We start from the raw sequence: 7,807 nt of genomic DNA on the forward strand, positions 1-7,807 counted from the left end.
GCATGAATTCTATCAAGGTGCTGATTGCCGACGATCATGCCTTGATCCGTGAAGGATTACGCAAAGTGCTCTCATTGGAACCACAGATCGAAGTAATCGGAGAAGCCGCCGACGGACCACAAGCGGTGGAAATGGCCACCAATATGGACGTGGACATAATTTTGCTCGACATCAACCTGCCCACAATAAACGGTATTGCCGTCTGCCGGACAATCAAGGAAAAAAAACCGGAGATCGGGGTTATTGCCCTGACCATTCACGACCAGGAAGACTACCTGTTCGAAATGATCCGGAATGGCGCCTCGGCCTACCTGCTCAAGGATATCAGTCCGGACCATCTGATTCGCACCATTCTGGGGGTGGCCCGGGGAGAATCATTCATCTCGCCCCGCCTGATGGCCCGGGTTTTTGAGGAATTCAGCCGTTTATCCACCCCGGAAAACCCGGGCGGCAGCAAAGACAGTCGCGCCCTGACCACCCGGGAATTACAGGTTTTGCGGCTGGTTGCCCGGGGCGAAACCAACCGCGGCATTGCCGAAAAGCTTTTTATCAGCGAAAAAACGGTAAAAAACCATATGTACAGCATCTTCCGCAAGCTGAGCGTTACGGATCGCACTCAGGCCGCCCTGTACGCCATAAAAAACAAGATTGTGCATATATAACGGATTATGTGCCCCCGGGCACTTTTTTTTTGGCTGTTTTTACCCCCGGTCGTTATTTCCGGACCAACAACACCCGGGACTATGGCCTTGTCCAAGTTTAAGTCCACAGTGAGAAAGTAATTGAGGCCTATGCATGATGTAAAATTACGACAATAACTGCTAGGATATAATGTAGAACGATGGCCGAAACGGGCATTTTCTGTTTAATTTTGTTTGCGCGAGCATAGCCGGCGAAAACGGGCATTCCACCGCCGATACACCCGGTGAATAACGTTCCGAGGTGAAATTGTTGAGCTGCCGGACCATTTATTTACCCGAAGCAGAGCTGAAGGCGATGGCGACAGAAACCGCCGGCCTGCGGTTAAAGCATCACTGGAAGAATAAATTGGCCTGTTGGGATTTACATCCGTCCCGACAGGCGGATGTGGTGCAGACGGTGTATAATTTCCTCGACCGGTATTTAACCCGGTGCTACCCTCATATTATTTTTTTTGGTGTAGTCTATCTGTTCATACATATATTTTTTCAACTGATACGCCATATAATACCGTGATTTACGCGCCCGGCATCATTCCTCATGGCCTGTCCCGCTACACGTTGAAGCGGAAGTTGATAATATCCCCGTCTTTCACGATGTAGTCCTTTCCCTCCAGCCGGGCCAGGCCTTTTTCTTTTACCATGGCCATGGAACCCAGAGCGTGAAGGTCTTCGAAAGCAACCACTTCGGCCCGGATGAATCCCCGCTCAATATCGGAGTGGATCTTGCCGGCCGCCTTTTTGGCCGTGCTGCCCCGGTGGATGGTCCAGGCCTTCACTTCGTCCTCCCCCGCCGTCAGGAAAGAAATCAACCCCAGTTGTCCGTAAGCCGCCCTGACCAGGCGATCCACGCCCAACTCCTTAACACCGAGATCGGCCAGAAAGAGCTCCCGGTCCTCCGGCGGCAGCTCATTGATCTCCATTTCCAGGCGGCCGCAGACTTCCACCAGTTCCAGACCCTTTTCCCGGGCCATGGCTTCAAGGGCGTTTTTTTGCGGATAATCATGGCTTTTAAACTGTCTTTCATCAGTATTAACCACCAGAATCACCGGCTTTTCCGTAAAAAAGTTATAATTGCGCAGGGATAACCGCTCTTCCTCTGACAGTCCGGCACTATGCAGGGGAATTTCATTTTCCAACGCAGCCAGGCATTTTTGCAGCACCGCCAGTTCCGCGGCCGCCTCTTTCTTAACTTTTTTGCCGCTTTTAATCCGGTCAATGCGCTTTTCCAGCAACTCCATGTCGGCAAAAAGCAGTTCCATACTCACAGTTTCAATATCCCGTAATGGATCCACCCCGCCGTCTACATGGGGCACATTTTCATTTTCAAACGCCCGCACCACATGCACCAGCAAATCGGCTTCGCGGATGCCGTCCAGAAACTGGTTTCCCACCCCCTGGCCCTGACTGGCCCCCCTGACCAGTCCGGGCACGTCACTGCACTGCACCTGCGCATAAACAGTGCGCCTGGGTTTGAATACGGCAGTCAGATAATCGACCCGTTCATCCCGCACCCGGGCCATACCGGTATTGATTTCCGTCTTTCCGGTCAGGAAATTGGATGTTTCGGCTCCCGATTCGGTGACCAGGTTGAAAATGGTGGTCTTTCCGACCATGGGCAAACCCACCATGCCAAATGTTAACACCAGCGATCACTCCCATTAAAATTGTTTCCGGCCAAACTATAAAGATCCAGGCGGCGGTGACGCAGCAGGGGCAAATCCTGCCGGACTTTTTCCACCAGATCGAGATCTATGTCTGCCAGCACGACTTCTTCTGCTTCACCGGCGCCGGAAACAATCCGGCCCCAGGGATCAACAACCAGGGAATGCCCGTAGGCTACATAGGCGGCCCGGACATCCCGGGCCGGTGAGGCGCCGATAAAATAAACCTGATTGTCAACGGCCCGGGTACGGAAAATCAGTTCCCAGTGGGCGGGGCCGGTGGTCATGTTAAAAGCGGCCGGAATCACGATTAATTTGGCTCCCTTTAAAGCCATCAACCGGATCAATTCCGGAAAACGCACGTCATAACAGATGGCCACCCCGACCGGACACATTTCCGTAGGTATAACCGTCACCTGGTTGCCGGCTCCCAAAGTGCTGGACTCTTTAACCCGCAACCCGCCGGGCAGATCCACGTCAAAAAGATGCACTTTGCGGTGACGCCCCAGTAACCGCCCGTCCGGGCCGAAAATAAAGCTGGTATTAAAAACTTTATCTCCGTCCCGCTCCGGAATGGAACCGCCGACCAGGTAAACCTTCCCCTGCCGGGCCGCCGCGGACAGCATGGCAATGCTTTCGCCATCCGGGTAACTTTCCGCGTACCGGGGAAATAAATGGGAAAGATACGGACAATTAAACATTTCCGGCAAAGCCACCAGCCTGGCACCCCGGGCGGCGGCCTGCCGGATCATTTCCCCGGCCCGGGTCAAGTTATTTTTCTTATCTTCAGTGACCTTGAGTTGACAAACAGCCACTTTAAATGACATGGCACCCTCCCCCGGTAAAATATAATTGATGAAAAAAACCCCTGCCGCTGCAGAGGCTTTTCTTGACTAAGCCTGGATGACTTCCTTCACTTCCGGAATAGCCTGCTTGAGCGACCGCTCAATCCCCATCTTCAGGGTGTACGTGGACATCGCTCACCCGCCGCAGGCCCCTTTCAGGCGTACTTTTACCACACCGTCATCAGTGACGTCAACCAGTTCCACATCACCGCCGTCCGCCCGCAGGGCCGGGCGCACACGGTTGAGAACCTCCTCCACCTTCTCGCGCAAGGTTTTGCCTCCTTTCCGTGCTGTATATTATTATGAGCCAATTGAACCGCCATTATTAGCCGGACGGCATAAAACACTTATTATTCTACCTTTTTCCGGTCTCTCTGGCAAGAAAAATATTTACGTTGAAAATGGCCATTCTTGAAGATGGCGCTCATGCCGGAGGAGCGACTGAAACGCCGGACCTCCTCATTTATTGGTTGTGTGCAAAAATCACGGCCTCAATCAAGTGTAATTTTTACCGTAGCCCGGCTTACGGCGTCATCCAGACTTTGTATCTTGCCCTTTAGACAGTTAATTTCCCTCTGCAGTATCCGGTTGTCCACCCCGGCAGTTTGGGCGTCCGCTGTATTGAAGGCGCTGCCGGCTCCGGTCGCTTGTTGGCCGGTCAACTCATTTTGCAATACAGACAACCGGTCTACGGCCTCATAATAATCTTTGGAAACATCACGCCCTTCAATCTTTTCTTCAGAAACCCGGCCCAAATCAGCAAGCCCGGCCAAAAAAGGCTCCAGTGCATCTACAGGCAACACCACGGTAAAGATACTGCCGCCCGGATCCGGGTTAATCATGCCGTTATAGCGCTGTGCCAGCAAACCGATTCCTTTTTGGACCTGCTCCCGGTCCCCGGCCTGCAGGGTAACACCGGCCTGACGCACCGTTTTGGCCGGCCTGGACAAACCAGTGGAATCACTCAAAGCGGCGGTGCCGGTTTGCCCGCCGGTATTCCCGCAATCCGCTCCCGACGGAGCGTTTTTCCGTACCGGATCGGTACCCGACCCGCCCGGGACTAGGCGCATCCCGGCCGGTTCCGTCCCCCGGCTACCCGGGTCGTTACCGGAAAGGTGTGCCCGGGGTTGGAGGGACAAGGCCATAAAGGTGGTTTTTTGATCATTGCCTTTCTGTGCCGGCGGAACCGGAGCGGTATTGTCAACCTGTGTTTGATTTGTTTTAACGTTATTGCCGTCCGCCCGGCCCCCCCCGAAGGGGACCGGTATATTACCGTCCCGGACTGTGCTGTTCGGGCTGAACGGTTCCTTTTTCCGGCCGGCTGCCGGCAGTCCTGATTTTTCCGCTTTCGAGGAAGCAATGCCGCCCTGGTTGACATCAGCCACCTGTGAATTTCGCCTCACCGGATTATGTCCGGTTCCCAAACGGCCGGCCAGATCTCCAGACCAAAGCAGGGAAGCGGTCCCCAACACCAGGAGCATGGCCGCCGCGGCAGATATCAAACCGTGCCGCCGAACAAGCCGGGATAGGAATCCCGCCCGCGCCGGCAATGTATTCGCCGGTGCGGGCAACATGGCCAGCTTTTGCTTTACCTGCGACCGGAATTCCGGCGGGGGTGACAATTCCGGCAGGCTACGCACCAATTCCATCGTCGACTGAAGTTCTTCCCACCGGGCACGGCAGGCGGCGCAAGAAATCAAATGCGTTTTTACCCGGGCTTCTTTGGAGGGTGACAGTTCACCGTCCAGGCAGGCGGAAAACATTTCCTGGATCTGTTGACATCGCATTGCTCATCCCCCCTTACCTGATAGACGCGGATGCAGTCCCAAAAGTTCCCGCCGGTCGGTAATTTTTTGTTTTAAAGCCTGACGGCCCCGGCTGAGACGGGATTTTACCGTTCCCGGGGAAACATCCAGCGCTGCCGCAATTTCGTCGTAAGTAAGCCCCTGCAGTTCGCGCATAATCAATACCAACCGGAACTCTTCCGGCAACTCACGCAGACATTCCTGCACCATGCACTGCAATTCGCTGCACTCATAAATTTCTTCGGGTGAACGGACGCCGCCACCCGGACGCTCTTTGCCATTCGGACTGAAAGCCATCTCCTCCAGGGAAACATTCTTTTGCCGGCCCCGGCGCCGCAGTTCGTCCCGGCAAACGTTGGCACTGATACGATAGACCCAGGTGGCAAAACTACAGTCCCCACGAAAAGAAGCCAGCGACTGGTAGACCCGGATAAATGTCTCCTGGGACAGATCGCTGGCATCGGCATAATTCCCTACAAACCGGTAAGTGGTTGTAAAAACTTTTTTTTCATACCGGCCGATCAGTTTCTCAAAAGCGTCCAGGTCACCGGACCTGCTGCGCGCAACCAACTCCATGTCATCCAAACACAAAAGGATCCACTCCTAATGCGGCAGTTCCGCTGGTTCATTTAATTCGACACATTTATAAGCCAATCCTGCCGGATTCTGCCGGAAAAAGATTTTCCAGTAAAACCGCACCTGAACAATCTCCCGGCATATATATGGCTGACCGGGCACCGGAAGCACCGGCAAATTGACGTCCGGGCATTGACAGACCTCATTGATTTATGATAAAATTGGACTCGCCATGAATAGGATATGCCGAAGTGGCGGAACTGGCAGACGCAGCGGACTCAAAATCCGCCGGGCTAACCACCCGTGTGGGTTCGACTCCCACCTTCGGCACCAGGAATGATAAGGGCTTACGGTTTTCATAAGGATGGGGTAGAAAACGATTCGCGCTCGTTTTCTACCCGTATTCTACCGTAAGTCTTGCAGTGTGTTGTCGAGGGCTTCGACAGCTTTTTTTTGCAGGTGAAAAGACGGGTGGTTATAGTCCAGCGTAGTACCAAGGGAGCTATGTCCCACCTGTTTTTGCACTATACCCAGGTCAGCCCCTGTAGCGATTAAGCCCGTAACATTCAAATGACGCAAATCATGAAACCGGATATGCGGTAGATCATACCTCTTCAAGGTCTCCCCGAATCTCTTGGAGAAGCTATCCGGGTTAATTGGGGAACCGTCCTCCTTACAGCAAATGAGGTCGTTCTCTTGATAGTATTCTTTAAATTTAAGCCTGTTTTTGTTTTGCCATTCCTTCTGCTCTTGTAATACTGACGCCAGTGAATGGGGAAACGCTACCACCCGGATAGAGGTTTCATTCTTGGGAAGTTGCCGTACCAACCCGTTTTCTGAAGGAAAAATCGTTTCGTTTACAATGAAAGCTTCTTCATCAAAGTTTACATTTGACCATTTAAGCGCTAGTATTTCACCTCGCCGCATACCAGTATAGAACGCAATTTTGCATGGGACATAAAAAATAGTGTTCTTTAATGTTTCTAAAATCCTGATTACTTCTTTTATCGGCGGCAGAACTGGCTTAAACTTTTCGCTTCTAAAACTAGGTGGTCTAACCCTGTCGGCCGGATTTGTAGCTAGCAACTCCCATTGAATGGCATGATCTAAAGCCTGATGAATTATCCGGTAGTGTTGCAATATAGTACGATTAGATAACCCATGACGTCTTCTATCGGCAATGTAGCCCTGTATGTCAGATGGTGATAACCTGTCCATTCTAAGATCACCAATACAAGGGATAATGTGGTTACTGATTATGCTTTTGTATCCTTCAATTGTGCTGATTTTTAGGGCGACTTCCGCATAATCAGGCAACCATTTTTCGAGTAAAAACTCCTTGAAAGTTTTCTTTCCAGAGTAGGAGTAGGTTTTAGTCTGCAGTTTATGCAATAACTCATTACGTAATTTTTGAGCTTCTTTCAAGGATTTGCCGGCTTTATGCCATATTTTTTTGCGCTTACCGCCAACCATTACGGAAATAACTACATACCAGACATCACCTTTTTGGACGAGATTTCGCGTATCCCGCTTGGCCATGGTTTCCCCCTTTCTTGCGGTTCGGACAAGCTAATTATATCACTCTGATAGGAGGATTTTTCAAGCCATTCGATGAAGGCCTTTTCATAAACCCGGACACTCCGACCAATCTTTATCGATGGGATAACACCCTGTTTCACCAGGTGATAAGCATGGGTACGGCTAATTCGTAGAATTTGCGCTACTTCAAAAACGGTGAGTATTTTTGATTCTGGCATAATATCAACCCCCATTTTGCCCCCAAATACTTGAAGAATAAAATCTTCTACGGCGGTGGCCATCCCACCGGCAGTTTGCGACGAATATTGATCCGACGGTGCTTTCACGACGTACCCGCGCCCCCATGGCCCGAGGCACGGGGCATACGACGGCCGATCCGCCCTCTCGGGCGGGGAGCTGCTTTGCGCTTCTCTGTTGCGCTTGGCCTCCGCCAGGGGCGCTGTTTCCCCCGTCGTCACTTTTGTCCAGCACCTGCCCGACCGGGGCCTCGGCTCACCCCGCGGCAACTGGGCCAGCAGCAAAAAATTTTCTTTAATTTTCAAGGAGCTTATAGAAACCGCCTCTGAAAACCCATCCCCTTGTGGGGTGGGATGAAAGAGGCATCGCCCGACAGGGCGATAAATATTTCGCCTCTGAAAACTCATTAGTTACATAATAACATAGAGTGGGTAGAAGGCGCC

8 protein-coding genes and 1 tRNA gene are annotated in these 7,807 nt (G+C 52.1%); 2 read left to right on the plus strand and 7 right to left on the minus strand.

Annotated elements, in window-relative coordinates:
* Positions 1-2 precede the first annotated feature (2 nt).
* Complete coding sequence (locus tag A6M21_RS17000) at positions 3-662, plus strand: response regulator (protein ID WP_066671627.1); 660 nt, start codon at positions 3-5, stop codon at positions 660-662.
* A gap of 590 nt (positions 663-1,252) precedes the next feature.
* Here A6M21_RS17000 and ychF read toward each other — a convergent pair.
* The 5 genes from ychF to A6M21_RS17030 form a co-directional block, all read right to left on the minus strand.
* Entirely contained in the window at positions 1,253-2,344 is a 1,092-nt protein-coding gene (gene ychF / locus A6M21_RS17010; RefSeq protein WP_078060838.1) for a redox-regulated ATPase YchF, read from the minus strand.
* Positions 2,338-3,189, minus strand: coding sequence for a carbon-nitrogen hydrolase family protein (locus tag A6M21_RS17015; protein WP_066671634.1), 852 nt, complete (start codon positions 3,187-3,189; stop codon positions 2,338-2,340). Before A6M21_RS17015 ends, ychF begins: the two co-directional genes overlap by 7 nt.
* A 66-nt stretch (positions 3,190-3,255) precedes the next feature.
* Positions 3,256-3,477, minus strand: a complete 222-nt coding sequence (locus A6M21_RS17020; protein WP_161486107.1) for a NifU family protein — start codon at positions 3,475-3,477, stop codon at positions 3,256-3,258.
* A 221-nt stretch (positions 3,478-3,698) separates the two neighbouring features.
* Positions 3,699-4,994, minus strand: coding sequence for a DUF4349 domain-containing protein (locus A6M21_RS17025; RefSeq protein ID WP_078060839.1), 1,296 nt, complete (start codon positions 4,992-4,994; stop codon positions 3,699-3,701).
* A 3-nt stretch (positions 4,995-4,997) separates the two neighbouring features.
* A complete protein-coding gene (locus tag A6M21_RS17030) occupies positions 4,998-5,603 on the minus strand; it encodes an RNA polymerase sigma factor (protein WP_066671638.1) in 606 nt (201 codons plus the stop codon).
* A 230-nt stretch (positions 5,604-5,833) separates the two neighbouring features.
* Here A6M21_RS17030 and A6M21_RS17035 point away from each other — a divergent pair.
* Positions 5,834-5,921, plus strand: a tRNA-Leu gene (locus tag A6M21_RS17035).
* A 72-nt stretch (positions 5,922-5,993) separates the two neighbouring features.
* Here the strand turns inward: A6M21_RS17035 and A6M21_RS17040 are convergent.
* The gene (locus A6M21_RS17040) at positions 5,994-7,127 is read right to left on the minus strand and encodes a site-specific integrase (protein WP_078060840.1); all 1,134 of its coding nucleotides are present in this window, start codon (positions 7,125-7,127) and stop codon (positions 5,994-5,996) included.
* Positions 7,073-7,453 carry a helix-turn-helix domain-containing protein gene (locus tag A6M21_RS18145; protein ID WP_201721921.1) on the minus strand — a complete coding sequence of 127 codons (381 nt, stop codon included), beginning with the start codon at positions 7,451-7,453 and terminating at the stop codon, positions 7,073-7,075. The genes A6M21_RS17040 and A6M21_RS18145 overlap by 55 nt, the downstream gene beginning before the upstream one ends.
* Between the last annotated feature and the right edge of the window lie 354 nt (positions 7,454-7,807).

It is taken from the genome of Desulfotomaculum copahuensis (genome assembly GCF_001655685.1).
In the GTDB taxonomy this organism is placed as follows: domain Bacteria; phylum Bacillota; class Desulfotomaculia; order Desulfotomaculales; family Desulfovirgulaceae; genus Desulfotomaculum_G; species Desulfotomaculum_G copahuensis.